This is a genomic window from Moraxella bovis, assembly GCF_025985205.1.
Taxonomy (GTDB): domain Bacteria; phylum Pseudomonadota; class Gammaproteobacteria; order Pseudomonadales; family Moraxellaceae; genus Moraxella; species Moraxella bovis.
The window spans coordinates 1,036,027-1,062,172 of the sequence record NZ_CP087840.1; the positions used below are offsets into that span (position 1 = coordinate 1,036,027).

The 26,146-nt window shown below is 44.9% G+C and carries 23 protein-coding genes; 19 read left to right on the forward strand and 4 right to left on the reverse strand.

Features of this window, described 5'->3' with window-relative positions:
* Positions 1-29 precede the first annotated feature (29 nt).
* The 13 genes from LP107_RS05110 (at position 30) to LP107_RS05170 (ending at position 11,865) form a co-directional block, all read left to right on the forward strand.
* Positions 30-266 carry a hypothetical protein gene (locus LP107_RS05110; protein WP_029102036.1) on the forward strand — a complete coding sequence of 79 codons (237 nt, stop codon included), beginning with the start codon at positions 30-32 and terminating at the stop codon, positions 264-266.
* The gene (locus tag LP107_RS05115) at positions 253-672 is read left to right on the forward strand and encodes a PIN domain-containing protein (RefSeq protein WP_158079581.1); all 420 of its coding nucleotides are present in this window, start codon (positions 253-255) and stop codon (positions 670-672) included. The genes LP107_RS05110 and LP107_RS05115 overlap by 14 nt, the downstream gene beginning before the upstream one ends.
* On the forward strand, positions 669-1,535 hold the full coding sequence (gene kdsA / locus LP107_RS05120) for a 3-deoxy-8-phosphooctulonate synthase (RefSeq protein WP_078273073.1): 867 nt from the start codon (positions 669-671) through the stop codon (positions 1,533-1,535). The genes LP107_RS05115 and kdsA overlap by 4 nt, the downstream gene beginning before the upstream one ends.
* Before the next feature lie 382 nt (positions 1,536-1,917).
* A complete protein-coding gene (locus LP107_RS05125; RefSeq protein WP_158079580.1) occupies positions 1,918-2,070 on the forward strand; it encodes a hypothetical protein in 153 nt (50 codons plus the stop codon).
* A 31-nt stretch (positions 2,071-2,101) separates the two neighbouring features.
* Positions 2,102-2,467, forward strand: a complete 366-nt coding sequence (locus LP107_RS05130; RefSeq protein WP_078273071.1) for a hypothetical protein — start codon at positions 2,102-2,104, stop codon at positions 2,465-2,467.
* Between the two features lie 70 nt (positions 2,468-2,537).
* On the forward strand, positions 2,538-3,851 hold the full coding sequence (eno, locus tag LP107_RS05135; RefSeq protein ID WP_078273070.1) for a phosphopyruvate hydratase: 1,314 nt from the start codon (positions 2,538-2,540) through the stop codon (positions 3,849-3,851).
* 88 nt (positions 3,852-3,939) lie between these two features.
* Positions 3,940-4,347, forward strand: a complete 408-nt coding sequence (locus tag LP107_RS05140; RefSeq protein WP_407662297.1) for a septum formation initiator family protein — start codon at positions 3,940-3,942, stop codon at positions 4,345-4,347.
* Positions 4,347-5,126, forward strand: a complete 780-nt coding sequence (gene ispD, locus LP107_RS05145; RefSeq protein WP_112742423.1) for a 2-C-methyl-D-erythritol 4-phosphate cytidylyltransferase — start codon at positions 4,347-4,349, stop codon at positions 5,124-5,126. Before LP107_RS05140 ends, ispD begins: the two co-directional genes overlap by 1 nt.
* A gap of 18 nt (positions 5,127-5,144) precedes the next feature.
* On the forward strand, positions 5,145-7,727 hold the full coding sequence (locus tag LP107_RS05150; protein ID WP_112742422.1) for a ComEC/Rec2 family competence protein: 2,583 nt from the start codon (positions 5,145-5,147) through the stop codon (positions 7,725-7,727).
* Between the two features lie 349 nt (positions 7,728-8,076).
* Positions 8,077-9,117 carry a signal peptide peptidase SppA gene (gene sppA, locus LP107_RS05155; protein ID WP_078273066.1) on the forward strand — a complete coding sequence of 347 codons (1,041 nt, stop codon included), beginning with the start codon at positions 8,077-8,079 and terminating at the stop codon, positions 9,115-9,117.
* A gap of 394 nt (positions 9,118-9,511) precedes the next feature.
* On the forward strand, positions 9,512-9,895 hold the full coding sequence (locus tag LP107_RS05160; protein WP_078273065.1) for a CidA/LrgA family protein: 384 nt from the start codon (positions 9,512-9,514) through the stop codon (positions 9,893-9,895).
* Positions 9,892-10,596: an LrgB family protein gene (locus LP107_RS05165; protein ID WP_078273064.1), complete on the forward strand. Its 705-nt coding sequence runs from the start codon at positions 9,892-9,894 to the stop codon at positions 10,594-10,596. The genes LP107_RS05160 and LP107_RS05165 overlap by 4 nt, the downstream gene beginning before the upstream one ends.
* Before the next feature lie 12 nt (positions 10,597-10,608).
* Positions 10,609-11,865 (forward strand): PIN domain-containing protein, encoded by a 1,257-nt coding sequence (locus tag LP107_RS05170; RefSeq protein WP_112742421.1) that lies wholly within the window; start codon positions 10,609-10,611, stop codon positions 11,863-11,865.
* Positions 11,866-11,891: 26 nt separating this feature from the next.
* On the opposite strand, the gene htpX is transcribed toward LP107_RS05170, so the two are convergent.
* From htpX to LP107_RS05185, 3 genes are all read right to left on the reverse strand, one after another.
* Entirely contained in the window at positions 11,892-12,800 is a 909-nt protein-coding gene (htpX, locus tag LP107_RS05175) for a protease HtpX (protein WP_112742420.1), read from the reverse strand.
* Positions 12,801-12,963: 163 nt separating this feature from the next.
* Positions 12,964-13,815 (reverse strand): lytic transglycosylase domain-containing protein, encoded by an 852-nt coding sequence (locus tag LP107_RS05180; RefSeq protein WP_112742419.1) that lies wholly within the window; start codon positions 13,813-13,815, stop codon positions 12,964-12,966.
* Positions 13,816-13,947: 132 nt separating this feature from the next.
* On the reverse strand, positions 13,948-14,550 hold the full coding sequence (locus tag LP107_RS05185; RefSeq protein WP_112742418.1) for a nitroreductase family protein: 603 nt from the start codon (positions 14,548-14,550) through the stop codon (positions 13,948-13,950).
* Positions 14,551-14,848: 298 nt separating this feature from the next.
* Between LP107_RS05185 and LP107_RS05190 the strand changes: the two genes are divergently transcribed.
* The 4 genes from LP107_RS05190 to LP107_RS05205 all read left to right on the forward strand — a co-directional run bounded on the left by LP107_RS05190 (position 14,849) and on the right by LP107_RS05205 (position 20,956).
* Positions 14,849-15,745, forward strand: a complete 897-nt coding sequence (locus LP107_RS05190) for a LysR family transcriptional regulator (RefSeq protein WP_078273055.1) — start codon at positions 14,849-14,851, stop codon at positions 15,743-15,745.
* Positions 15,746-16,081: 336 nt separating this feature from the next.
* Positions 16,082-18,469: a penicillin-binding protein 1B gene (mrcB, locus tag LP107_RS05195; protein WP_228157692.1), complete on the forward strand. Its 2,388-nt coding sequence runs from the start codon at positions 16,082-16,084 to the stop codon at positions 18,467-18,469.
* A gap of 178 nt (positions 18,470-18,647) precedes the next feature.
* Entirely contained in the window at positions 18,648-18,878 is a 231-nt protein-coding gene (locus tag LP107_RS05200; RefSeq protein ID WP_078273053.1) for a hypothetical protein, read from the forward strand.
* 488 nt (positions 18,879-19,366) lie between these two features.
* On the forward strand, positions 19,367-20,956 hold the full coding sequence (locus LP107_RS05205) for an inorganic phosphate transporter (protein ID WP_078273052.1): 1,590 nt from the start codon (positions 19,367-19,369) through the stop codon (positions 20,954-20,956).
* Positions 20,957-21,665: 709 nt separating this feature from the next.
* Here LP107_RS05205 and gltS read toward each other — a convergent pair.
* A complete protein-coding gene (gene gltS, locus LP107_RS05210) occupies positions 21,666-22,928 on the reverse strand; it encodes a sodium/glutamate symporter (protein WP_078273051.1) in 1,263 nt (420 codons plus the stop codon).
* Positions 22,929-23,148: 220 nt separating this feature from the next.
* On the opposite strand from gltS, the gene prfB reads away from it, so the two are divergent.
* Positions 23,149-24,244 (forward strand): peptide chain release factor 2 gene (gene prfB / locus LP107_RS05215; protein WP_112742417.1). Its coding sequence is split into 2 segments (ribosomal slippage): positions 23,149-23,220 and positions 23,222-24,244, totalling 1,095 coding nucleotides; the frame shifts between segments, so codons are not numbered across the junction.
* 164 nt (positions 24,245-24,408) lie between these two features.
* On the forward strand, positions 24,409-25,935 hold the full coding sequence (locus LP107_RS05220; protein WP_078273050.1) for an acetyl-CoA hydrolase/transferase family protein: 1,527 nt from the start codon (positions 24,409-24,411) through the stop codon (positions 25,933-25,935).
* Positions 25,936-26,146: the final 211 nt, after the last annotated feature.

The window sequence follows — 26,146 nt, forward strand, 5'->3', positions numbered from 1 at the left end:
TATTCATTGGGAAGATAAAAGGGGATAAGATGATTGAAATTATGGTTACAGACATCGCCAAATATGACATGGTGCAAATTCTACAAAAGGCAGTACAAGGCGAGCAGGTGATATTAAAGCATGACAATGTGGCAGTTAGTTTAACACCAAATAAGCCACAAGCTGATGAAAGGCAATTGGCATTTGATGAATTTTTTGCCAAAATGAAAGGCAAATTGCCAGCCGATTATGAGTTTAATAGAGATGAATTATATGACCGCCCATAATCACTATTTTATGGATAGTAATATTTTATTATATTCTATTGGTGATGATGACAAACAGCCCATTGCAGAAAAATTATCACGCAATCCTAATGCCGTGATTAGCACCCAAGTATTAAATGAATTTTGTAATGTGGTTTTTCGTAAAAAACTCATGACAGATGATGAATTATTATCATCAATACGATTTTTTAAAAAGTATTTTACCATTATTGACTTAAATAGCGATTTTGTGGTTGATGCTTTGCACATCAAAAAGCGTTATCAATATTCTTATTGGGACAGTTTGCTTATTGCAACTGCTCTATACGCAAACACACCCATTTTATATTCCGAAGATATGCACCACAATCATATCATTGAAAACAAACTTACCATTATCAATCCATTTTATAAGGAAAACCCATGACATTAACCGCCAAATCTACCATTGAATTATCATCACAATCAGGCGATATAAAGATTGCCAATGAGTTGCCATTTGTGTTATTCGGTGGTATGAATGTATTAGAAAGCCGAGAATTGGCATTTGAGATTGCTGAGAGCTATATTGAGATTTGCAAAAAGCTAGATATTGGCTATGTATTTAAGGCAAGTTTTGATAAAGCCAATCGGTCAAGCCTACATTCATTTCGAGGGCCTAGCCTAGATACGGGGCTAACGTGGCTAAACGACATTAAAGAAAAATACGGCGTGCCAATCATCACAGACGTACACGAACCCTACCAAGCCTCCCCTGTGGCAAAGGTGGCGGACGTGCTACAAATCCCTGCGTTTCTCTCTCGTCAAACTGACCTTGTGAGTGCCATTGCTCGCACGGGGGCGGTGATTAACATCAAAAAAGCCCAATTCCTTACTCCGCATGAGATGCGACACATCATTAACAAATGCCTAGAAGCAGGCAATGACAACATCATCTTGTGTGAGCGTGGCACGTCTTTTGGGTATAACAACCTTGTGGTAGATATGCTCGGCTTTGACACGATGAAGGCGATGAACGTGCCGGTGTTTTTTGATGTAACGCACGCCCTGCAAGAGCCAGGGGCGAGAGCAGACAGTGCAGGCGGTCGCCGTCATCAAATCACCACCTTGGCAAGAGCAGGTATGGCAACAGGACTGGCAGGGCTGTTCTTAGAAGCTCACCCTGACCCTGATAAAGCCAAGTGCGACGGTCCTTGTGCGTTGCGACTGTCGCAATTAGAACCGTTTTTACGTCAATTAAAAGAAATTGATGATTTGGTAAAAGGGTTTGAAGTGCTTGATACGCATTAAATAAAAGTTGCAAAGATAATCTTTGGGGATTAAAATGTTATTCTATGGTGTTTTTTCGTTCATTTGGATAATTGTTTTGCTATTATACCATATTTTAACACCCAAAGATTGTCGTGGATTGTTAGATATTTATCGTATAATTAAAGAAAAACCGACTTTAAAAATTGTATCAGCTTTTATAGTTGGAATTATTGTATGGATTTGTTATATTTTCATGATATTTTTATTTTTTAAAAACTATCAAAATGCAATTATTGAAGGGTTTTGAGGATAAGCGTAATCTGTAAGGTGCGTAATACACACCATTTAAAATCCCAAATCTAAATGATGTGTATTACGCACCTTACGTCAAATTTTTTCATTTTAAAAAGGTTTTTTTAAAATGAAAAAATTTCTCTTATTTCCTTTAATGGCAATATTGGCGAGCCATACTTATGCCAATAATAATATTGATACGATTAAACAAATTGTATCATTGGCAGAAAGTGGAGAGATTTTTAATTTAACCAAAACGGCTGAACATTGTAACGCTTAAAGATGAGATTTATAGGGCAGAGCATAAACCTGTGGCGAATCGTAATAGTATTATCTACAATTTTCCAATCAAGACACATCAAGTCATTGAATCTATTTCTTGCGATGTGTCTTTTGGTGGGCTTGGCAATGATGATTTAAGTACCGTCTCTAAAAATGTGAATATTACTTTTAAAAAAGAGCATTACCCAAGTGTTGATGACTTACAAACAGCCTTTGGCGAAAAGTTAATGGCAACAGAGGCGATGGGTTCGCCAAGTTTACAAACAGGGCAAAATGGTTATCGGCAGGGTGTGCGTTATGAAAGGTATCATATTCGCACATCAAATCAGCTGATTTTTGTGGAAAATAATGGCTGTGAATTTTCGGTATCGGGGCGGGCGGACGAGTTTAAATAACAGTTTATGCCAGCCAAAATTTGTGTTATAATCTAGCTAAACTTTTACCCAACCATTAAAGGATTTTGTTATGTACGCTGAAACCACTGATAATGCCATTGAAATCAAAGACATCGTGGCTCGTGAGATTTTGGATTCTCGTGGTAACCCAACCATTGAGGCAGACGTGATTTTGGCGAATGGTGTGTGTGGTCGTGCCGCCGCTCCGTCTGGTGCGTCCACAGGTTCTCGTGAGGCGTTGGAGCTCAGAGATGGCGACAAATCTCGCTATTTGGGTAAGGGTGTCAAAAAAGCGGTGGCAAATGTGAACAGCCAAATCCGCTCAGCTTTGCTTGACAAGGACGTAACCGCCCAAAGTGAGCTTGATAAGATTTTGATTGACCTTGACGGCACCGAAAACAAAGCCAATCTAGGAGCAAATGCCACGCTTGCGGTATCGCTTGCCATTGCCAAAGCAGGGGCAATTGCCAAAAATTTGCCACTTCATCAGTACATCGCCAACTTGCGTGGGCAAACCAGCTTAACCATGCCTGTGCCGATGATGAACATTCTAAACGGTGGGGCTCACGCCGATAATACCGTGGACATTCAAGAATTTATGATTGAGCCTGTGGGCTTTACGTCTTTTTCAGAGGGGCTTCGTGCAGGGACAGAGATTTTCCATAGCCTAAAATCCGTGCTAAAAGCCCAAGGGTTAAATACTGCCGTGGGCGATGAAGGTGGTTTTGCCCCGAACCTGCGTTCTAACGAAGAGGCGATTACCGTCATCATGAAAGCCATTGAACAAGCGGGCTACAAAGCAGGGCAGGATATTTATTTGGCTCTTGACTGTGCGTCTAGTGAGTTTTATAAAAACGGTCAATATGTGCTAGAAGGTGAGGGCAAATCTTACGACAGCCAAGGCTTTTCGAATTATCTGGCAGGGCTTGTGCGTCAATATCCGATTATCTCCATTGAAGACGGTTTGGATGAGAGCGACTGGGACGGCTGGGCGTATTTGACCCGTCAGCTTGGCGATAAAGTGCAACTGGTGGGCGATGACCTATTTGTAACCAATCCAAAAATCCTGCGTGAAGGCATTGATAAAAACATCGCCAACGCCATTTTGATTAAATTTAACCAAATCGGCACATTGTCCGAGACGCTAGACGCCATTTATCTTGCCAAAGAAAACGGCTATGCGACCGTCATCAGTCATCGTTCGGGTGAGACCGAAGATAGTACCATTGCTGACCTAGCAGTAGGTACAGCGGCTGGTCAGATCAAGACAGGCTCGCTATGTCGCTCTGACCGTGTCGCCAAATACAACCAACTGCTACGCATTGAGCAGATGGTAACGGCAAGCTATCGTGGGCGTGCTGAATTCATTGGACTGCGTGGCTGACATGGCAACCCAAAAAACTGATGATGCTTTGTCATCAGACCATCAAACACACAACCAAAAAGTAGGCGTTAGCTTTTCGCCTGCTTTTTTGGGCTATCTGCTACTCATTGTTTTTGGGGCGGTGGTGTTGGCAGGTCTACAGTATCAATACTGGTATGGCGAGTTCGGTCATCATGCGTTTGATGAGTTAAATAATGAACTTGCCAAACAACAAAAAATCAATGCCACCCAGCAAGCGGTCAATGACACGTTACGAATGGATGTCCGTGATTTAAAATCAGGGCTGGGTGCCATTGAAGAGCATGCTCGCCTTGATTTGGGTTTGATTAAGTCAGGCGAGACATTTGTAGAGTTGTCCGTTGCCCCCATGGTGAGTGATAGAGAGATTCCCTATGGCGTGGATGGGGTGAGTGCGACCGAGCCTGTTGATGGACTTATTGATGATGACATGGGCGAGAATGCCTTTACGGGCGTTAGCGGTGATACGGGCGAGTGATGAAACAGACAAGTCCCAACCTACCGATTCACGCACTCATCGTCTCGGCAGGGCGTGGCAGTCGTTTTGGGGCGGATGTGCCAAAGCAGTATTTGATGGTGGCAGGGCGAACGGTGTTAGAGCATGGCGTGGCGTGTTTAAATGTCCCTGCCGTCACCGATTTGACACTCGTGGTTGCCAAAGATGATACGCTGGTGTCGTCTTTGGATTTTGAGTTTGACCGTCCTGTTTATCTGACCGAAGGTGGGGCAGAGCGTTTTTTGTCGGTCAAGGCAGGCGTGGATGACATTGCTCGGCGAGCGGTTGGTGATGTGTGGGTGCTTATCCATGATGGTGCCAGACCGTGCTTGCCTGCTGATGATTTGATGCGTCTGATTGGTGCGGTGCGTGAGCTTGAACGGCTTGAACAGACGGATGGTAAGTATAACCCAGTAGGAGCGATACTTGCCACGCCTGTGGTTGATACCTTAAAACTTGCTCATGATACCAACAGCTCTGCCTTGACAGGTTGCCAATATATCAATGGTCGGATACATCGCACCATAGACCGTCGTCAGCTTTGGCAGGCCCAGACTCCCCAAGTATTTAGACTGTACGCCTTACAAGCCATGCTTGATAAGGTCATCGCTGATGGGCTGATGATTACCGACGAAGCCAGTGGGTTTGAGCAGTTCGGTCAGTCGGTGGCTTTGGTGCAGGGTTCACGCATAAACATGAAGCTGACTTATTCTGATGATTTGGCGATGATTGAGCTGATGTTACAACATGGCATGGGTTAAGCCCAAGATGTGGGTACGATGTTGATTTGGCTTGTGTTTATTGGTGTGGCGTTGATGGTGCTCGCCACGCTGGATATCTTGCCCAGCCATGACATGACAGCCGTGAGCAGTCAGCTGTTTGGCATGGATACGACTCATGGGATGGGTTTTATGATGATGAGCATGCTCTTGTTGGGGTGTGCTTTTTTATGTTTTAAATTTAATCAATTTCATCCTAAATCCGCTTTTGCCCGAGTGGGGCAGGCTGCCATGCAAGTGCTACTGGTCGGCTTTGTGGTGCTATTATTCATGCTTCGCACCATCAGTACCGAACAGGCGTTTACAAATACTGCTCATGCCATCCCTGAGCATGGCTATACCATCACCGCCAAAGTGACGGTGCATGAGATTAGTGACAGCGTGTATGACACAGGGAACTATTATCGCCAAAAAGCAGTGCTGTCTGATTTGACATTTGGCGGTGACCGCTTGTTGGATGGCTTTAATGATGTTGGTAAGAATAATAAAGATAGCAAAGATGAGGGCGAGCACACAAGGACAGAGACCCGTAACCCATTTGCTGTTACCGCAGACACACCCGAATCCCATCCGCCCTTGCCCAGTCAGATGACGGTGCTACTCCAAGTGGTAGATGTCAAGGATAATAAGGACGGCTCAAATCGCCATCAGCTCGCCAAACTACATCCTGCCACGACCGCTTACATGACCCTACGTATTACACCCATCACTGCCGACCCCAGTGCGTCAGGCTTTGACAGTCAGCGGTGGCTTCGTACACGCCACATCCATGCCAATGCCCGAGTATTGGCGGTGCGTGATGAGCCGACACCCCTGCCACAGGTCGGCTTGGTGGGGCATTTAGAGCGATTTCGCCATGCGTTACGCACGCATTTTTATAAAGATTGGCATGCTCTTAGTGATGATAAACAGCAAGCCCGAGCGGTCACGCTTGCCCTGCTGACGGGCGATAGGGCATTAATCAGTCGTGCGACCAAAGATTTATACCAGTTTGGCGGTATCAGTCATCTGCTTGCCATCTCGGGCATGCATGTGGTGCTGTTGGCGACGATGTTGAGCTTTGGGGTGTGTTATTTGACCGATAGGTTTTTGCCATATTATCAGCGACTGCCCCGCCATCGCTTGCGACTGTTTGTCATGGTGGGGGCGAGCATGATTTATGCGTTGTTTACAGGCTTTGGTGTGCCTGCGGTGCGGACGGTGTACATGCTGTTGGCGGTGGCAGTGGCAGGCTATTTGGCATTGCCTTTGTCGTCGTTGGCGGTGCTGATGTGGGTAGGGCTGGGCATGATATGGCTTGACCCTGTCATGGCGTGGCAAGCGGGGTTTTGGCTGTCCTTTGTGGCGGTGGCACTGCTCATGAGTTATGGTGAGCGGGAGCTTGATATGCCAATCATGTCCATAAAAGACCGTCTGGTTGGTTTTTTAAAGTTACAAAGCTATCTCTTTGTTGCCATGCTTCCTGTGTCGCTGTTGTTTTTTGGCAAAGTCTCGCTGTGGGGGCTATTTGTCAATCTGTTTGCGGTGGGACTGTTTGGGGCGGTCATCGTGCCGATAAATTTGGTGGCAGGGGTGATTTTTGTGGTGTTGCCGAGCCTTGCTGATGTGCTTTGGGGTGTCTCATCGCTGATATTAGCATGGCTTCATCAGCTCCTGACGTGGTTACAGAGCCTAAGTGATGTATGGCTGTATCAGACCACAAGCGTAATGGGTATGGCACTGTTTGCCCTTGGGGTGGCGGTGTGGGTCGTCCCTGTGATTGGGCGGAAGTTTGCATTGGTGCCACTCGTGGCGGTGGCGATGATGGTGTTATTTGCAGATAGACAAATGCCATTTAGCGTGATGGTGTTAGATGGTGATGATAAGGTCAGCCAAGTACTCATCCGTCAGCAAGGGGCGGATAATGGCGATGATGCGGTGTGGCTTGTGTTGTCGGATTTGCAAGATGATAAGGCGGTAGGACATGATAAAGTGGCGAGTGTTCTGCACGACAAACTGCGTCAGCACAGTGTTCGCCATCTGACAGGGGTTATCGTGCAGACCCCAAGCCATCGCATGAGTGATGTGGTGGCAACGCTGGCACAGGATGTGTTTATCCATCGCTATTGGCAGGCGGGGCAACCTACAAACACCGTGCAGGGCTTGCCCATGCAGACGTGTGGGGTAGGGCGATCATGGTCGGGGCAGGGGCTTAGCATATCGGCAATGACAGGCTGGCAGATGATAGATGATGAGCGGGTGTGGGGCTGTACCATCATTGTTGAGAGCGAGCTGATGCCTGCCATCATGGGTGGTATCCATCATGATTATGGCGATGATGGTCGTGATGACCAAAAAAGCGAGCGGGCAGGCTCACGGCTTGTCATTAACGGGGCAATTCATGAGTATGCGTGGCACATGTATGAGAGTATGTGCCATGATGAACAGGTGCATGCCGATGTGTGGTTCGGACACAGTCGCCATGCTGTAAGTGGGACGGTGTTGGCACAAACTTTGCCATCACGGTTTGTTTTTACTGACAAAGATACAGCGGACAACCGTGAGCGAGCTGAGCTGATGATGATAGAGCTTGGTGGTCAGTAGACGCGCCCTTAACAAATTGATAAAATTTAAGGCGAGCATTTGGCAATATTTGTGTTAAAATAACCCTTGTAAAATTTAAAATCATCTAAAACCGACCGCACGGTTTTAACTTGGATTTTTAAAAGGGTGTGTTGAACTTTTGTATTTGCAATGAAAAATGAGAAAAATCGCCCGTTTTTCAAGGAAAAAACGTAGGCTGATAGTCATTCTATCAGGCAAGTTTTTGACGATGAAAAACAAGATTTAGCCATTTTTCATGCAAAAACGATTAGTTTTTCTAAAATATGTCTATATTGTAAATAGTGTTATAAAGGTTCAACACGCCCAAGTTAAGTCAGGAAAATACATCATGGCATGGCCACCAAATCCCAATAAAGACAACTTAAACGAACGCTCAAACCCAGCACCACAAACACCGCCCAACCAATACAGCGGTCAAGAGTGGCGACTGCTAGAAAAAACACTCATGGCAAGTCTTGATGAGCAAAGAAAAGCTCGCCGTTGGGGGATATTCTTTAAATTGCTCACGTTCGGCTATATCGTTTTTATCATCGCCGTCATGGGGCGTGGGTGTAGCACTGCCAGTAGCACGATGCCACTAGAAGCGAACTCGCCCCATTTGGCGGTGGTGGAAGTCAATGGCGTGATTGCCAGTGACAGCGATGCTAATGCTTATGACATCAGCTCAGCACTGACCGAAGCCTTTGAAAATCCCAATGCTAAAGCTGTCGCTCTTGCCATCAACTCTCCTGGGGGCTCGCCCGTGCAGTCGGACGAGATTTGGCAGACCGCCATGGAGCTACGTAAAGAAAACCCTGACAAAAAACTCTATGCCGTCATCGGCGACATCGGGGCGAGTGGGGCGTATTATATCGCCAGCTCTGCCGATGAGATTTGGGTGAATCCATCAAGTCTGGTCGGCTCTATCGGGGTCATCATGTCAAGCTACAACACCGAAGAGCTGATGAAAAAAATTGGTGTCCAAGACCGCACCATGACATCGGGGCAGTACAAAGACATCCTATCCATGTCTCGCCCCATGACCGAAGACGAGCGGATACACGTCCAACAACTGCTTGACACCACGCACCAAAACTTCATCGATGCAGTCAAAGAAGGGCGTGGCGATAAGCTCAAAAATGCCGAACAAAACAACGTGTTTAGCGGTCTGTTTTGGACGGGCAAAGAGTCGCTTAAACTGGGACTTGCCGACAAAGCAGGCGGTATTAGCAAGCTAGAAAAAGAGCTGGGCGTTGAGCATTCGGTAAATTACACCTATGTAGACCCTATGCGTAAGGTCTTTGACCGTCTTGGCGTGCAAATCGGCAAAGGTTTAGGTCAGGGCGTGCAAATGAGCATTGCAGAAAACAGCCAAAGCAAATTGCAATGATGATAAAGACAAAATAAAAAACCAAAAAGGGCATGATTGCCCTTTTTTATTGTCTTGATTTAGATTTAGTCTTGCCAATTGTACTCAAACGTCTACGACAAGGTGGTTAAAAAAATAAGTTGTTACACCCAAGAAACTTTAAAATTACTACAAATACAATGATGTGTGGACGTAGGGGCGTGCTGAATATCATCAAAGGGTGTGCTCAGCACACCCCTACAAACCCGTGGTAAATATCAAGTTGGTTGGGTGTAACGATACCTATTTTCATTAAATCAAGCCTTGTTATCAAATTTAACAAAATAAAATAACAAGCACAATTAAGCGGTGCAAAATGCCATAAAGTTTTGTACAATACGTCATCTTTGGGTATCTTTGGGTCGGACAAACCGTCATGATTTTAAAAGCATTTTTGATTATTTTTGGGTGTGTGTTTTTGGGTGAGATTTTTATCGCCCTAACAGGATTGTCCTTGCCCCCGAGCGTGATTGGGCTGATTATTCTATTTGGGGCGTTGCAGGCAGGCGTGATTAAGTTAGAGACGGTGCAGAGCCTTGCCAAGACCTTACTGGACTATTTGGTGTTAATGGTTGTGCCTGCCTGTATCTCCATCACGCAGTATCTGGACATCATTCGGGTGGATTTGGGGGTGCTTATCGGGGCGACTGCCATCAGTACATTGATGGTACTGATTGTGACGGGCAAATCCTACGAGTGGCTACGGCACGCCCAAAAAGCCAGACATCAAGGACGAACAAATCAAGGGGGTAGCTCATGAATACCGACCTGTCAGAGCTGTTAAACAGTCCCTTTTTTCTGCTATTTATGCTCATCGCTGTCTTTCATGGCTGTATGCACATCAAAGCCCGTTTTAAAAATCAGCTCATCAACTCCACACTCATCACAACCATCGTGGTTATCATCTTACTAAAAGTGCTAAATATAGAGTGGGCGAGCTTTGAGCAGGCGAGTCGTCAGCTGACCTTTTGGTTACAGCCTGCGGTTGTGGCACTTGCCATTCCGCTTTATGTTCAGTGGCAAAAAATCCGCTCGCAGTGGTTTCCTATTATCATCTCACAACTGCTAGGCTCGCTCACGGGTATTATCTCAGGGGTGTGGCTTGTGCGTCTGATGGGGGGCAGTGAGCAAAGTGCCATCGCCATCGCCCCCAAATCTGTCACCATGCCGATTGCCATCGAGGTCACCGATAAATTAGATGGGGTGATGGGCATTACCGCCAGTACCGTACTCATCGCAGGTGTGGTGGGACAGATGATGGGCATAGGCGTGCTGTTATTTGTCAAATCCACTCATCCTATGGCGTGGGGGTTATCCATGGGGACAGCGTCGCACGCCCTTGGTACGGTGCGTGTCATGCAGATGGGGTCAAGGTTTGTGGCGTATGCGACAGTGGGGCTGATTTTAAATGGTATTTTAACGGCATTTTTAGCCCCTGTGATTGTGCCGTGGTTGCTTTAATGATTGGGTCTTATGAAAAAAATTTTGTTATTGGATATTGAAAATGTGACTGTAAAAGCGGATGAGATTTTTGCTTTTTGCCAAAAATATGATAGGGTTTATGTGAGTTTTGCAAAAACCCCTGCTATTTTTGCATTGCAAGATATTGAGTTATTGAGTAAGTTGCTAAATTATAAGCTGTTTTTAATTACAATGACAGAGAATAAAAAGAGCAATGGTGCTGATTTTGGCTTGGCATTTTATGCAAGGGTGTTAAGTGGTCAATTTAAGCCTAATAAAACAAAATTCTATATTTTGTCTAGTGACAGAGATTTTGAACATATTGCTAGACTGCTTCAAAAAAAGTCATTTAAGGTTAAGCAAGTCACCAAAGAGCAATATATTATGCATAAAAATATTGACAATGGACTTATGCCAAAATTGACTGAATTTAAAAAGAATATCTATCTACATGACATTAAGCATTTATGTGATATTTGGACTAAGGAGAATAACAATCGCCCTGCTAAAATAAAAACATTAAAAAAAGACATTTATCAAAAATTAAAATTGACAGATGAGAGTGTAGACAGAATATTTGAGTTGCTACAAGAATATAAAATTGTCCATGTGAATCATACCAAGATAGGCTACAATCAAGGTCACATCAAAAATTGGTCGGCTCTTGATACTGGTGATTATCAGCCAGATAAAATGACGTTAAAATTACGCAAAAAAGAGTTGGCTCTGCCACCCAAAGTGGAATATATTTTGGGTGATATGTCCTTGAAAAGATTGAAAATCATCTGTGATTTATTGTTTTTGTTAAAGAAAAAGCCAGCAACCATAAATGAATTTTCAGAATGGTTAAAAGAAGAGTTGATGATTGAACATGTTTTTAGCATGCAAAATATCATCAATACAATCCAATCTTATTGTGTTATCGAAAAAAGAAATCATCAGATTATTTTTGATGATGAAGTGATTGAGAATTGGGCGAGAATTAATATTAATAGAGTGAATGACAATTTCATCAGAATGGGAAATACGCTTTTGGTTAAAGATGGCGTCATGAGACTAAAAGATAAATTGGCGAGGTTCGTTACATTGGGTCAAAAAATAGGTGAACAGGTTGATGACACAGAATATTTAGATATTGCTAAATCAGTTTTTCCTAACGAGGATGATAAAATTTTAATGCAGTTAGCCATTTGTCAGGGCTGGGTTATTATGAAAGATGATGGCGTTGTTTATAGTGGTTTAGCTTTAAAAAGACCGTCAATACTTTGACGGTCTAGGTGGTGTTTGTGACAATATTAATTGGCAGGTAGTTTTTGCAGTGCCGAGATACGCTCATCCAATGTCGGGTGTGTGCGGAACAGATTGGCAATGCTAAATCCTTGGGATTGACCGCTAGAAATGGCAAAGGCTTTCATGCTCTCTGGCATTTGATCGGGGCGAGCTTCGGCAGGACGTAGGGCGTTTAGGGCACTAATCATCTTGTCACGGCTGGCAAGTTTTGCCCCCATCTCGTCGGCACGGTATTCACGCAAGCGAGAGAACCACATGACGATGGCACTTGCCAAAAAGCCAAGCAAGATGTCCATAACCATACTGGTTACAAAGTAGCCGATACCAGGGGAGTCGCTTTCGTTTTTAAAGACCACTTGGTCAACAAATGAGCCGATGATACGGGCAAAGAACATGACAAAGGCGTTCACCACACCTTGAATTAAGGCAAGCGTTACCATGTCGCCATTGGCAACGTGTCCGATTTCGTGAGCCAATACCGCTTCGACTTCATCGGCGGTCATGGTGTGTAGTAGTCCTGATGAAACAGCGACTAGGGCAGAGTTTTTGTTCCAACCTGTGGCAAAGGCGTTGGGTTGGGCATTGTCAAAAATACCCACTTCGGGCATGCCAATACCGACAGCTTTGGCTTGTTTGGCGACGGTATCCACAAGCCACTGCTCGGTGGCGTTACTGGGACGTTCAATGATGACCGTACCTGTGGATTTTTTTGCCATCCATTTTGACAAAAATAAAGAAATCATTGAGCCAATCATGCCATAGCACAGGCATAAGACAGCAAGCGAAGCATATTGAAGTCCGCCCAGTCCATGCACACCGCCCAATCCAAAGACTCTACTTAGGATAAAAAAGGCGATACCTGCCACGACCATGACGGCGACGTTGGTGAGTAAAAATAAACCAATGCGTAACACGGTAAATTTTCCTTAAAATAAAAGTTGCAAAATAAAAATGCCCCCATTGGCATTACTGCTATTATGGGGCATGACGTTAAAAATTTAAATGGTAGTTGTGTAACTGATTGATTATTTTTACAAAAAATTAGATATTTTTTAAAATCAACCAGTTACAAGCACATTATTTATGGATATAAATACGCCCTGAGCCACTACCAACACTGGGGTTTTGAGGAGTGGCGTAGTTATTATTTGGGGTGGTGTAAGTAATGCTGACATTTTGAACCCCTGACGAGCTGGGTACTTGCAAGGTAGTCGGGGCGGGCGTGGTAAAGTTTTGGTTCATTGCCAAGTGCGTGCCACCCCCGATAATACCCGTATCATGGCGATAGAGACTGGCATAACGGCTGTTCACCGAGCGGACGTAATTTTGGGTTTCCCGAAATGGGGGAATGCCACCATGTTTGCGGACATTGCCCAATCCCGCATTGTAGGCGGCGACGACGTGGTCACGGTTGCGAAATTGGCGTTGTAGCCATGCAAGATATTTTACCCCACCTTCGATATTTTGGACGGGGTCCCAAGCGTTACTTACGCCCATGTCTCGGGCAGTACCAGGCATGAGCTGCATAAGTCCCATTGCCCCCACAGGTGAGCGAGCGTTCGGGTTAAAAGCGGACTCGGTGTGAATGATGGCTTTGACAAGGGCAGGGTCTACGCCATGACGAGCAGCGGCGGCACGGATTAAGTGGTCGTAGGCGTTACGGTTGGCACTGCGACTGGGTGTGGCGGCGGTCGTTGGGTTGTAGGTGCTAGGGATGTTGCCATTGGAGTGTAATTTGGTGTCAGGGTAATAGGTAACACTGATTTGGGTGAATTTTTTGGTGCCATTGGCGTTTTGTTGGACATTGGTCAAAAATTTTTGTCCGTTATCGTCATCTTCGTAGACATAGATGGTGTTGGCTGTGGCATGTGTGACAACAGCAGAGAATAGGGTGACGGGCAGTAGGCGACTTAAAAGAATGTTGGTCATGGTCTTTTGGTTGTTAAAATGGTAAATGCCTTAATTATAACATAAATTTTATTTTTTAAAAATAAAACCAAGATTTTTTATCTTGGTTTTATCTCTGTTTTTATGCCAACCTGTCTGTTTTATGGCTGATGATTAACCAAAGACTTTTAGGCGTTCTGCCACAGGGGCAAACGTTTTCTCGCCAGCAGGGGCAGTGATACCGCCAAAGACCATTTGGGCGACCAGTTGCCAGTTGCTAGGCACGTCCCATTCGCTTGCCACGAAGTCATTAATGAGTGGGTTGTAGTGCTGTAAGTTGGCACCGACATTGGCGGAAGCTAGGGTTGTCCAGATGGCATACTGTACCATGGCATTAGCGTGACCTGCCCAGATGGGGAAGTTGTCGGCATAAGCAGGGAACTGCTCTTGCAAGCCTTTGACCACGTCGGTATCTTCAAAAAACAGCACCGTGCCTGCCCCTGCTTTAAAGGCGTTTAATTTGTCTTGGGTGGGGGCAAAATTCTCGGCAGGTACGATAGCACGCAAAATTTCGGTGGTGGCGTCCCACAGTTTTTCGTGTTCAGACCCGTGTAGCACCACAAGGCGAGTGGACTGTGAGTTAAAGGATGATGGTGTATGTAGTAGGGCGTGTTCGACGATTTGGTCGATTTGTATGCTGGTTAGGGGGCTATTCTTGTCTAGGGCATAGATAGAACGACGAAGTTCGGCAGTGGCTTGTAGGGTTTGAACAGACATGGGTATTCCTTATGTTAATAATGAATAGAATGGGATTTATTATAAATTAAAATAATAAGAAAACAATAGCCATTTTGTTAAAGGTTTGTTTCTTATTAAGAAAAGGTTTATAATGGTAAAATGGTTTTGTTAAGCACACACAATAAACTTTAAAATTACTACAAACACAATGATGTTTGGATGTAGGGGCGTGCTGAGCACGCCTTGCATGGTAATGTCATCAAAGGGTGTACTCAACATACCCCCCCCACAAAACCTATGGCAAAATATCAAGCAATCAATAACAAAGAACCCCAACATGGACACACTTACCAGTATCAAAGTTTTTCATCAAGTGGTTTTGACAGGCAGTTTTACCAAATCTGCCGACAGCTTAGATATGTCGGTGGCGATGACCAGTAAGCACGTCGCTCATTTAGAACGCACGCTTGGCACCAAGCTGTTACACAGAAACAGTCGCAACATTCATCTGACTGATGCAGGCGAGCAGTATTATCGTGAGTCGCTGTATGCCTTGGAACTGTTAGACAGTGCTAAAGAGACCGCCCAAGGGGCAACCGATGGCGTGCGTGGCATGTTAAAAATCACCATGCCCAGATGGTTTGCCAATCCCAAGATGGCAGGCTATTTGAGTGAATTTCAGGCACGTTATCCTGACGTGACTTTAAATGTCTCGCTGTCTAATCAGTTCGTGGATTTGGTGGCGGATGGTTTTGATTTGGCACTGCGAATCACTCATGACCCCAAGCTGTCTTTGATAGCTCGCCCTTTGACACGCATGGATTTTTATCTGGTGGCAAGCCCTGATTATCTGTCACGCCATGGCACGCCGACCACGCCCGATGAACTAAACGACCCTGCTTGTCATCGGGTGATATTGCCAACGTATGTCAAAATGGACAGCGTGTCCATTTATCATCACGCCACGCAAGCGGAATTTGTACTAAACCTCAAGCCGTCCATGTACAGTAATGACACACCCATGATTAGTGAGCTGGTACGGGCAGGGGCAGGTATTGGCTATGCCCCAAGCTGGCTTGTTGAGCATGATTTGGCAGATGGGCGACTGGTGCGACTGCTTGCTGATTATGAGCTGTTGTCGGTCACGCTCTATGCGGTGTATGTGGATAGGGCGTTTTTGAGTGCCAGAGTACGGGCGTTTATTGATTTTATGGTGGAAAAATTGGATGGTTAGAATTTAGCCATCTTTCATGCAAAAATAGATTAAAATTTTTAAAATTTACTTCAATCTCAACTTAAAATATTAACTTATTGATTTTTCAATGATTATTTTCGGGTTGTAGGGGCGAATTGCAATTTGCCCTTGATAAATCAATCACTCATACAAGGTTGAGAATGGGGTAAAATTTTGTTTTCTTTTTATAAAAATGTTATCAATGCTTGGTAGGCTCTAATCATATCCTGTCAGCCATCTGTAACATTTGGGCGGTTTTCCATGGTTTTTTCACTTGCCAAATGCCTGATTTTAACGTTATGATATGACACTTTTCACATTTTAACAATGATTATCATGCTAAATCATAAAAAAATCCCCAACCGCTCACCAAAATCAGAACAGGGGCTGATGCTTGTTGGGTTTTTGCTGTTGGTTATCATCATCGCAGGACTTGTGTTTTTGGCGATGTATGCCTATAAATTAAACAGCGAGATTGTCAGTAAATTTGAAAATCGCCGTTGGGACATTCCTGCCACGGTCTATTCTCGCCCCCTAGATTTGGAGCGGGGCGTGGTGGTCTCTGATGCCAATTTTAAGGCGTGGCTTGACATGTTAGGATATAGCCAAGGCGATGTCAATCAGACGGGGCGTTATGAGAAATCGGGCAATACCTACACGGTGCATACACGGGGGTTTGATTATGGCGATGGCGAGATAGACCCAGCACAGGTGCTAAAAATCACCTTTAACGCTGGCAAGGTTGCCAAAATCCAAAGCACCAATCCTAATACAGATGGGGTGGTGCGTTTAGAGCCGATTAACATTGGCGGTATCTATCCTGAGAATAACGAAGACCGCATTTTGCTGACCAAAGATACCATGCCGAGGCAGTTGGTGGATGCACTCATTGCGACCGAAGACCGTGGTTTTTATGAGCATTATGGCATTTCACTGCGTGGCACGAGCCGAGCGTTGCTCTCCAACATCACAGGGGGCGAACGTCAAGGCGGTTCAACCATTACCCAACAGCTCATCAAAAACTTCTACCTAAACTCCGAACGCACCCTAAAACGCAAGGCAAATGAAGCCTTGATGGCTCTGCTGTTAGAGCGTCATTATAGCAAAGATGCGATTTTGCTGGCGTATTTAAATGAGATTAATCTGGGGCAAAATGGCAATCGTTCGGTCAATGGCTTTGGCATTGCATCGCATTTTTATTTTGACAAGCCTATATCAGAGCTAAGTCTTGACCAGTATGCCTTGCTGGTTGGGGTTGCCAAAGGGTCAAGCTATTATAATCCCAGAAAGCACCCCGAGCGGGCGACCGAACGCCGTAATACCGTGCTACATAACATGCTAATCATGGGTAAAATCAGCCAAGATGAGTATAACGAAGCAACCGAGCGACCACTGGGCGTGGTTAAAACCCCTGCCATCGCCAAGCCCAAATTCCCTGATTTTTTTGATGCGGTCAGCCGTGAGCTAAGACAGTATTATAAAGACAGCGATTTGCGTGGGGCAGGGCTAAAAATCATCTCCACGCTAGACCCGATTGCCCAAATGTCGGCAGATAAAGCCATTAGTGAACATTTAAATAAAAAAGGCAATAAAAACAAGAAGCTACAAGGGGCATTGGTCAGTGCTGACCCTGCCACGGGTGAGCTCGTTGCCATCGTGGGCAGTGCCAGTGACTTTACGGGGTTTAACCGTGCCATTGATTCAAAACGACAGGTCGGCTCGCTGTTAAAGCCTGTCATCTACATGACCGCCATCCAGTCGGGTAAATACCACTGGGCAACCCCTGTCAAAGATGAACCCATCGCCTATCCTGCTGGTGGCAAATCATGGACACCCAAAAACTATGCTGGTAGAAGCTATGGCGATGTCCCTATGCTCACCGCCCTTGCCAATTCTTATAACCAGTCAGCGGTCAATATTGGCATGGATTTTGGGGTAGATGTGTTTGCCAAACAGCTACGTCAGTTGGGAGTGGCGAGTGAAGTCCCTCACTACCCATCGGTCATGCTCGGGGCGGTTGATTTGTCGCCCATGGACATGCTCGGTGTATATCAGGTCTTTGCCAGTGGTGGCTATCACACCCCCATTCATAGCATTCGTCAGGTCATCAGCGAGACAGGCAAAGTGATTCAGCGAACAGATGACAATATCAAATTGACGGCACGCATACCGCCTGAGGTCATGACGGTGACAAACTTCGGTCTGCAACAAGTGGTCAAAGATGGCACCGCCAAAGGCATGGGCAACATTGGCAGTACTTATAAACTCGCTGGTAAAACAGGCACGACCAATGACGCTCGTGATGCGTGGTTTGCAGGGTTTAGTGGCAACTACGTCTCGGTGGTGTGGGTTGGACGTGATGATAATAAGCCCATTGGACTGACAGGGGGGTCGGGAGCGTTGCCGATTTGGACGGATTATATGAGACGGCTTAACTTAGCCCCTGTGCGTCTTGATGAGAGTGATAAAGTGGCGTGGCTGTGGCTCGATGGCGAGACAGGACTGCTCTCCGATGAAGCCTGCGAGCATGCCATGTATGTGCCAGTATTGGCAGAACATGCCCCCAAACAAAGCACGTCTTGTCTGAGTGAAGAGTATTATCATAATGAACCAAGCGGGACAGCTGATGAAGTCATTGACGATGGCGAGGTGGTCTATGGCGAGGTGGCTCATGATGTCGTGGAAGAAGAGGTGGTCTATGGCGAGGTAGAAGAGAGTTTTTGACATCAGCACGCCTAAAAACCATTTGCAAAATCAAATCAATACTACCATCATTGATTTATGGCAAAATAGTGACAAAACTGTAAAATAGGATTGTCGTGGTTTTTGTTCATGCCACACATCAATCATGCCGCATCTATCATGAAACGCGAAAACTACCTACACCATCTTGCATGAGTGGATGGCTCATATCGATGAGCTTGCTTGTCATGCCGACAACCTTGACAAACTGTATGGACAAGCGTTTAACCGCTTGCAAGATGATGTACTTAATGAAGAACAAGCATCGTCTTTGATGAATGATATTAGCTATGTCAAACGCATTGAAAAGTGTGCTAGAACTTCTGATGGGGGCAGGCGAGATGTTTTGTTGTCAGGCACGTTAATGCTGTTAAGAAGCAAACAATCATAACATTTTGATACATTTTTCCAAAACTTATGAAATGTGTTAAAATTGTCATATAACTGTCATATTTGACTTTTATAATGCAACAATTTTTGGATAAACTCATGTTAGGGCGTGCCTGTCCTTTATAACACAATTTAAAATTTAAAAATATTGTAGAAATAAACTACTTGTTTTTGCATGAAAATGGCTATCGAACCACTTAACTGTGTATAACTGTGTAAATTTTTAAGATTTTAACTTAATTTTTAAAATCAAGTGGTCGGATTTTTTTATAATAAAAGCTTGTTTGATAGAACGACCATCAAACTTCACTTTTTTCCTTGAAAAACGGGCGATTCTTCTCATTTTTCATGGCAAATACAAAAGGCAGGCACGCCCTATCCATGACGATTTGGATTAAATAGTAGTGGCGTTGCCCATTTAAGGAGTTAAATGGGTGGGGCTTTTTTATTGTGATATTCTTTTAATTTAACCAACCCTTGGCGGATTTTATGGTAACTTCAACAAAGCAGAATACTCCTTTTGCTGCTAATGTTTTTTTTGCGTTGCTTCTTGCGGGCATGAGCATTTATTTTGTGATGTGGGGACTTGATTATACCAATCATCAGCAAGTCGTGCTGTTCTTGGTGGCATCATTTTTTGGGATTTTTATGGCGTTTAACATCGGTGGTAACGATGTTGCTAACTCCTTTGGTACGTCAGTCGGAGCAGGGACGCTTACCGTTACCCAAGCCTTGGCGGTTGCGGCAATTTTTGAGGTGTCGGGGGCGGTGCTTGCTGGAGCTGCCGTTACCGATACAATCCGTAGTGGCATTGTGGATATCTCGGATTTGGGGGTGTCGCCTAACCAGTTTATTTATCTCATGCTCTCGGCACTCATCGCAGCAGCATTTTGGCTACTGTTTGCCACCAAAAGAGGCTTGCCTGTCTCAACCACGCACGCCATCATTGGTGGTATCGTGGGGTCAAGCATTGTACTTGGTGTGAATTTGGGTGGGTCTGAGCTTGCCTTATCTACTGTCAAATGGTCAAAGATTGGTGAGATTGCCCTATCGTGGGTGCTGTCGCCTGTACTTGGTGGGGCGTTGTCTTATGTGATTTATGGGCTTATCAAAAAGAACATTTTGGCATATAATGACAAAATGGAGCTTGAGGTCAAAGCCCTAAAATCAGAGAAAAAAGCCCTAAAAGCCCGCCAAAAAGAGCATTTTGAAAAATTAAGCGATTCTGAGAAATTGCCTTATACAACCGCCCTGTTGCGAGACCAAGAAGTCTATAAAGAGACGGACAGTCTCGATGAGCTTGAAACGGGCTATTACAAAGAATTATACGCCCTAGAAAACAAAAGAGACAATCTTGATACCCTAAAAGCCCTAAAAACATGGGTACCACTTATCGCTGCTTTGGGTGCGGTCGTGATGACAGCGATGGTGGTGTTTAAGGGTTTAAAAAACACAGGGCTAAACCTATCCACCTTGCATTCTGCCCTTGTCATGGGCATGATTGGGGCGATGGTGTGGCTCACCGCCTTTATCTATACCAAGACCATTCGTGGCAAGCACAAAGAGGATTTGGGTAAGGCGACCTTTATCATGTTTAGCTGGATGCAGGTGTTTACCGCTTGTGCGTTTGCGTTTAGCCATGGCTCGAACGACATCGCCAACGCTGTCGGGCCTTTTGTGGCGATTATGGACGTTATCCGTGAAAACGCCATTGCTACCAAAGCGACCGTGCCTGCCCCTGTACTTGTTACCTTTGGTGTGTCGCTTATCGTGGGGCTTTGGTTTATTGGTAAAGAAGTTATTCAGACCGTCGGTACGAATTTGACCGAAATGCACCCAGCATCGGGCTTTTCTGCCGAGCTTGCGGCGGCGGCGGTCGTCATGGGAGCGTCAAGCCTTGGCATTCCTGTGTCTAGTACGCATATCCTTGTTGGGGCGGTGCTGGGTATTGGACTTGTGAACAAAAGCACCAACTGGAAACTCATGAAACCCATCGGGCTTGCGTGGGTCATCACACTTCCTGCAGCAGGGACGATTAGTGCCATGGCGTTTTTGGCATTGTCGGCGATATTTGGTTGATGATTAGAATTCTTGAGAAATTCAAAATTTTGGCTTGCAAACCCTGATTTTATTGGATCTGGAATTTTGACAAGCTCAATAAAATTGTAATTTCGCAAGAGGTCTATTAAAAACATAAAGAAGGGCGTGTTTATCGCTCTTTTTTGTGGGTATATTGTCTTAGATGATTGTAAATACGGTCTAAAACTTCAAAATTATTAGGGCGTGCTTACCTTTGGTATTTGCAATGAAAATCACGAAAAATCGCACGTTTTTCAAGGAAAAAGTGAAGTCTGATGGTCATTCTATCAGACTATCAGACAAGTTTTTGACTTCGAGCCACAATCCCACCGCTTAATTTTAAAAAATTAAGTTAAAATCTTAAAATTTGCCTGATTAAGTGGTTGGACAGCCATTTTTCATGCAAAAATTGATTTAAAACGTTAAATTTCCATCTTATTTTATAAAAATGTCATCAATGACAGGCATGCCCTAGATAAAATACGCCAATAACAACGGTGTTTATTTTGACAAAATCATCGCTTATTTAGATTCAAAAAAGATTTACCGCTTTTGAGTTTTGCTGATAAGGCGGTGTGTGTTTGCCCTGACGAAGTTTTAACCGCTCATGCAACAGAGTGGGGGTGGGAGGTGGTGGATTGGCGGATTTGATGAGAGATTTACCAACAAAAAAGGCGTACCCAACGATACGCCTTTTTATTTATGCCGATTATTTCATAAATGGCAACATCAAGAAGCCTTGTAGCACCACTAGGTTCATCAAGTCCACAAAGAACGCCCCTACCATCGGAATAATCAAAAATGCTTTGTGGGACACACCATAACGGTCGGTAATGGCTTGCATGTTTGCCACGGCGGTGGGGGTTGCACCCATACCAAAACCACAATGACCTGCCGCCAGTACTGCCGAATCGTAGTTTTTGCCCATGACTCTAAACGTCACAAAATAGGCAAACAAAATCATCACAATAGTCTGTACAACTAGGATGATAACCAAAGGACCTGCTAAGTCGGCAAGTTCCCACAGCTTTAATGACATGAGTGCCATTGCCAAAAATAGGCTCAAAGACGCATTACCAAACACATCAATGGCACGGTCAAACATATCAAAATTAAAAAGACTGGTCAAAACGTTACGCAAAATCACGCCTGTAGCCAATGCCCATACAAAGGTCGGAACTTTAAGCTGAGCTAACCACTCGATGTCTTTGGCGACACCGCTCATATAGTCGGCAGCCACCAAACACACAGCAAACAAAGCCAAAGTCTCCACTGCAGACACAGCAGTAATCAGGCGGACACTGTCAGACTTTTCAAACACGGTGTTGTTGGCATCATTACTACCGTCTGTTTTTTCAAGATTGGCGTTGTTTGGTGCGGTATTAACAGTTTGTATGCCCATATTTTTGATAAGACGTTTTGCCACAGGGCCGCCGATAAGACCGCCTGCCACCAAGCCATAAGTCGCTGCCGCAATACCCATGGTAATCGCCCCTGTTACGCCATAGTCGTTTTCAAGGGTTGCCCCCCACGCACCCGCCGTGCCATGACCACCAATCAAACTGATAGAACCTGCCACCAGACCCATGATAGGGTCAAGTCCGAGCATGGATGCCAGTGCCACACCCACCCCATTTTGTATAAGTAGGAAAAAGCCAACCAGTACTGTCAAGATAATCAGTGGTAACCCACCTGCTTTTAGACGGCGAAAATCTGCCGACAAGCCGATGGATGAGAAAAACATGAGCATACAGGCGGTTTGGAGTTCCTTTTGGATGTTAAAAACGTAGCCATATTGGAAATTTAAAAAATAAATGATGGCAGCTGCAAGTAAGCCACCTGCCACAGGCTCAGGGATGTTAAAATCTTCTAAAAATTTAATCTTTTTAACCAAAAATTGCCCCACCAGTAGGACAATGGTCGCCAAAATCAGCGTATAGTAGCCGTTTAGCGTGATTTCGGTGAGTTCCATGTAAACTCCTTATTTAAAATAATATGCCCTAAAAGAGCTTAATTGATTGTTAATTTTTTAAAGATATAATTTTCAATGATTTACAAAAATCAGTTGAAAATAGTGTATTATAAACAAAAAGTTACAATAAAGCAAATCATGTGTTTTAGTTGTGCTTGTTTTTTCGCATTTGTAGAGAAAATTTGTTATAATACGCTTTTTATTTTTTAAGGTAATCATCATGGAAATCGCCCCATACCAAGAACAAATCAAAGACCTACACGCTCGTGGCAAAGAGCTTTGGGGGTATCTTTGACGTCGAAAGCAAAAAAGAACGCCTAGAAGAAGTTAATCTAGAACTAGAAAACCCCGACATCTGGAACGACCCTGAGCTTGCCACCAAAATCAGCAAAGAAAAATCCGTCCTAGATGGTATCGTGGGCGTGGTGGACGGCTTGACCGTCAAGCTAGATGACGCTGCCGCCATGTTAGAGCTTGCCGTAGAAGCAGACGATGAGAGCCTACTGGCAGACGTGCAAGCCGAGCTTGATGATGCCCTAAAAAGCGTGGAAGACCTAGAATTTAAACGTATGTTTAGCGGCGAGATGGACGCTAACAACTGCTACCTAGACATACAGGCAGGCTCTGGCGGGACAGAAGCCCAAGACTGGTCGGAGATGCTCTTGCGTATGTATCTGCGTTGGTGCGAGTCGCATGGCTTTAAGGCGGAAGTTTTAGAAGTCTCCGAAGGCGGTGTGGCAGGCATTAAGTCGGCAACCATTGCGGTCAAGGGTGATTATGCTTTTGGTTGGCTTCGCACCGAGATTGGCGTTCATCGTTTGGTGCGTAAATCTCCCTTTGACAGCAACAACGGTCGTCATACGTCATTTTCGGCAGTGTTCGTCTCCCCCGAGATTGACGACAACGTGCAGATTGACATCAATCCTGCCGACCTACGTATCGATACCTATCGTTCAAGTGGGGCAGGCGGTCAGCACGTCAATACCACCGACTCTGCCGTGCGTATCACGCACGGGCCCACAGGCGTGGTCGTGGCGTGTCAAAACGAGCGTTCACAGCACGCCAACAAAGATACCGCCATGAAAATGCTTCGTGCCAAACTCTACGAGCTTGAAATGCAAAAACGCATGGAAAAACAGCAAGCCTTAGAAGACAGCAAATCTGACATCGGTTGGGGGTCGCAAATCCGCTCCTATGTGCTTGATGATTCACGCATTAAGGATTTACGTACGGGCGTTGAGACGTCCAACACACAAGCGGTGTTAAATGGTGATTTGGATAAGTTTATTGTGGCAAGTTTAAAGGCGGGATTGTGATTTTTAAAATCAATTATGATAAATGGTAATGATTGATTTTGCCTATCAAAAAATCCTGCTAAATATTGTAACAAACTATTTATTTTATCCCTAACAGGTGTTAAAATCTTAGCACCTGTTTAAAAGGGTATTTTTAATTTCCATGACTTCAATAAGGAATGATTATGTCAATTGACCGTGTTCGCCACGCTACTTTGCGTGAAAAGGTAATGAGTGCTGATGAAGCTGCCCAATTTATCCAAAATGGCATGATGCTTGCTGTTACAGGCTTTACAGGGGCAGGTTATCCTAAAGCAATGCCAACCGCCATCGCCAACAAAGCCAAAGACGCTCACGCCAAAGGCGAAAAATTTAGCGTAGGTATGGTAACAGGTGCGTCCACCGCCCCTGAGTGTGATGGCGTGCTTGCCGAAGCCAAAGCCTTGCATTTTCGCTCACCATTTCAGTCTGACCCAACCCTGCGTAACGGCATTAACGCAGGCGAGATTGCTTATCAAGACATGCACCTATCGCACGTTGAACAGCAAATGCGTCAAGGCTTTTATGGTAAATTTGATGTGGCTATCGTTGAGGCGACCGCCATTACCGAAAATGGCGAGCTGATTTTTGCGATGGGTATCGGTCATGGCGTAGAAGCGGTTAAAAATGCCAACAAAGTCATCGTTGAGATTAACGCTGCCCTAAGTGCAGGCTTAGAAGGTATGCATGACATCTATGGCGATGTAGGCTTGCCACCGCACCGCAAGCCGATTCCTGTGGTAGGGGCGTTTGACCGTATCGGCACCACAGGGCTAGCGATTGACCCCAACAAAATCGTAGCGATTGTATTTACCAACGCAGGTGACCGTAACTCTAAGTTTGCAGAACCCGATGACATCTCTAAGCGTATCGCCGCCCAAGTCATTGATTTTCTTGACCATGAAGTTAAAGCAGGTCGCTTGCCTAAGAGCCTATTGCCACTTCAATCAGGCGTGGGTAACGTAGCGAACGCAGTCATGGCAGGACTATTAGACGCTCCATTTGACGATTTGACAGGTTATACCGAGGTATTGCAAGACGGTATGCTTGATTTGATTCTTGCCAAAAAGATGAAAACAGCGTCCGCCACCGCCTTGTCATTTAGCCCAGATGCTCTGGCTCGCTTTAACGAAAACATTGAGTTTTTAAAAGACAAAATTATCCTTCGTCCTATGGAAATCAGCAACAACCCAGAAGTCATTCGCCGTTTGGGTGTGATTGGCATGAACTCCATGATTGAAGCGGATATTTATGGCAACGTAAACTCAACGCACGTCATGGGTACTCGCATGATGAACGGTATTGGCGGTTCTGGTGACTTTACCCGTAACGGCTTTTTTAGCATTTATGTCAGCCCGTCTACCGCAAAAGGCGGGGCAATCTCGGCAATCGTGCCAATGGTAAGCCACCACGACCACACCGAGCATGACGTGATGTTTATTGTAACTGAGCAAGGCATGGCGGATTTGCGTGGTAAGTCGCCAAAAGAGCGTGCCAAACTTATCATTGACAACTGCTCGCACCCTGATTACCGTGATATGCTCCGTGATTATTATGACCGTGCATTCGTGGCAAGCCAAAAATCAGGTGGTGTACACACCCCGCACCTATTGCTAGAAGCCCTATCATGGCACCAACGTTTTGTTGAAACGGGCGATATGCGTATCAAGTAATCATCGCTTTGACAAAACAAACACCCAAGTTGTCGCTTGGGTGTTTTTTTGGGCGGATTTATAACGGCAAATTGCATTTGCCCTTGATGTGGTTTTTTGTAAGGTGCGTACCACGCACCTTTTAGGTGAAATGATAAATTGGTGTGTATTACGCCAGTTGGTGTATTTTGATGATGATATTTTTTATTGAACAACATCATATTTTAAAGGT